Source organism: Bradyrhizobium sp. P2_E8, from assembly GCF_056403875.1.
Window position 1 is genome coordinate 1 of the sequence record NZ_JBFUES010001315.1, and the last position, 1,709, is coordinate 1,709.

The 1,709-nt window shown below is 65.0% G+C and carries 3 protein-coding genes, 1 tRNA gene and 1 pseudogene; 2 read left to right on the forward strand and 3 right to left on the reverse strand.

Translation table 11 applies throughout. From position 1 onward, the window contains the following. Positions 1–304, forward strand: a 304-nt coding sequence (locus AC1D00_RS39950) for a helix-turn-helix transcriptional regulator (protein ID WP_477014487.1), incomplete at its 5' end; no start/stop codon positions are given. Between the two features lie 133 nt (positions 305–437). Here AC1D00_RS39950 and AC1D00_RS39955 read toward each other — a convergent pair. The 3 genes from AC1D00_RS39955 to AC1D00_RS39965 form a co-directional block, all read right to left on the reverse strand. Beyond that, positions 438–671 carry a hypothetical protein gene (locus AC1D00_RS39955; RefSeq protein WP_025575772.1) on the reverse strand — a complete coding sequence of 78 codons (234 nt, stop codon included), beginning with the start codon at positions 669–671 and terminating at the stop codon, positions 438–440. A 159-nt stretch (positions 672–830) separates the two neighbouring features. Beyond that, positions 831–1,133 carry a hypothetical protein gene (locus AC1D00_RS39960; protein ID WP_135177704.1) on the reverse strand — a complete coding sequence of 101 codons (303 nt, stop codon included), beginning with the start codon at positions 1,131–1,133 and terminating at the stop codon, positions 831–833. Positions 1,134–1,325: 192 nt separating this feature from the next. Further along, positions 1,326–1,410: transfer RNA gene (locus tag AC1D00_RS39965), tRNA-Leu, on the reverse strand. 155 nt (positions 1,411–1,565) lie between these two features. On the opposite strand from AC1D00_RS39965, the pseudogene AC1D00_RS39970 reads away from it, so the two are divergent. Continuing rightward, positions 1,566–1,709, forward strand: a pseudogene (locus AC1D00_RS39970) (disulfide bond formation protein B); the annotation flags it as partial.

Sequence of the window (1,709 nt, forward strand, 5' to 3'; positions counted from 1 at the left end):
GCTCAAGGCCGTGCTGCCGATTCTGGAAACGCGCTTCCACGAACCGGATTTTTCCGCACAAAAGCTTGCCGCCGCCGCCGGTCTCTCCGAACGCTACGTCAACGAGCTGCTGTTCGAAGCCGGCGCGAGCTTTACCACGCGCCTCAACGAACTGCGCCTGCGCAAGGCCGCCGACCTCCTCGCCCACCGCGAGGGCCGCATCAGCGACATCGCGTTTGCCTGCGGCTTCAACGACCTCTCTTATTTCAACCGCTGCTTCCGCAGGCGGTTCGGGCTGACGCCGACGGCGGCGAGGGGGAAGTGAGGATCGCTCTTCGTAGAGTGGGTTAGCAACCTGCCGAAGCTCGAAGAGCGGAGGCTGGGAGCGTAACCCACCTCTTTTGCTTTCGCGGAGACAGACAGTAGTGGGTTACGCTGACGCTAACCCACTCCGCAGCCTACAATGTCTCCACCCGCGGCGGCGGATAGCGCCGCGCCAGCGCCGACAACGGCAGGTGCCGTTCGCCTTCCGGCAGTTCCAGATAGGCCAGCACGAGCGGCCGCTTCCAGTCACCGATGCCGAAATCCATCGCCGTCCATTTCTGCGGCTCGGGGCCTTCGAGGCCCCGGACCCAGACGAAGTAGCGGGGGAGGTCGTCGGCATCGGCTTCCGTCGTGCGTCTCCTGGCCATCAAAGCTGCTCGCTGCAACACCATGTACTGCTGCAGGATATAGGCATCGACTTGGCGAAGTCGAACGCCTCGATGGTCGTTCGTACCGGCACGCACGCGGCCTGCTGCCGGCACAGAGCGTCGGGGAGGCCGACGCCGGTTGCACGCGGCACTTTCTCGTCACTGCCAGAGCCGACTCTCCGCAACCCGGTTGATGTCGGCGATCCGCCGGTCGGCGTCGGCGTTCAGGTCGATGCTTGCAACCAGCGTCAGCAGGCGGTGATAGGCGCCGTCGGCGACCTCGACCGGCAGCGGAGCTTCGTCAAAGGCCTCGACATAGCTGCCGACGAGACCGCTCAACAGGCGGCACAGGCCGCGCTGGGCGGGATCGTCCCGGCCGAGCGTCTCGAGCTTCTGTTGAAATGTACGGAAGGTGCGCAAACCGTGGTGCTGCTGCGAAAGCCACGTGTGCAGATCGTTCATGTGAGCCTCTTCGAGTTACAGAAGAAGCTACCGGTTTATACAGTGCGAATGGGAGGATGGCTAGGGAGGGCGATGCTGAGGTTCGTTGAACCAGTCCGCCTTCGCCAAGGCTTCGGCGGGACAGCCTTCGCAGCTTCGCCTCGACGGTGCGGAGTTTGGCTCGCCCAGCCGTAGCTGCGAAGCAGCGAAGGCTGGTGCCCCTGGCCGGAATCGAACCAGCACTCCTTGCGGAACTCGATTTTGAGTCGAGCGCGTCTACCAGTTCCGCCACAGGGGCCCTCGGTCGGCCCCAGTGCGGGCGTCGCGAAGCCGGCGGACTATAGCCATGGACGGGGCAGGGTCAACCCGCGCCAAAGTGATCCCGGCCGTTCTCGACAGCCGCTTGGGCTGGGGCTAGAGGCTAAGGAAAGCGACCCAGCGGAAGAGGCTGCCGTGACGACCCAGAGTGCCGCAATACCTGCGTTCAAGCCGGCGGCGGCGAGCCCCGCGCTGGCCGCCTCCCTTCTCGTCACGCTGATTGCGGCAGCCACGATCGCGGGCGCCTGGTTCTTCCAGCTCGTGCTGGAGATCGTGCCC